Annotated in this window: 1 rRNA gene; it reads right to left on the bottom strand. The window is 49.1% G+C overall.

Features of this window, described 5'->3' with window-relative positions:
• Window positions 1-289 (bottom strand): 23S ribosomal RNA (locus I6E11_RS14910); the annotation flags it as partial.

Here is a 289-nt window from a genome sequence, read left to right as displayed (position 1 = left end):
CCTGATCCGATTAGCGTTGATCAGGAAACCTTAGTCTTTCGGCGAGGGGGTTTCCCACCCCCTTTATCGTTACTTATACCTACATTTGCTTTTCCATACGCTCCAGAGTGGCTCGCGCCACGCCTTCAACGCCGAATGGAATGCTCCCCTACCAACCTTAAAGGTTCCATAGCTTCGGCAGACAACTTGATACCCGATTATTATCCACGCCAAATTCCTCGACTAGTGAGCTGTTACGCACTCTTTAAATGAATGGCTGCTTCCAAGCCAACATCCTAGCTGTCTTAGC

The sequence above is a fragment of the Bacteroides caecigallinarum genome, from assembly GCF_021531075.1.
Classification (GTDB): domain Bacteria; phylum Bacteroidota; class Bacteroidia; order Bacteroidales; family Bacteroidaceae; genus Phocaeicola; species Phocaeicola caecigallinarum_B.
The sequence above is the reverse complement of the archived record's forward strand: the minus strand, read 5'-3'. Positions and strand labels throughout refer to the sequence as shown.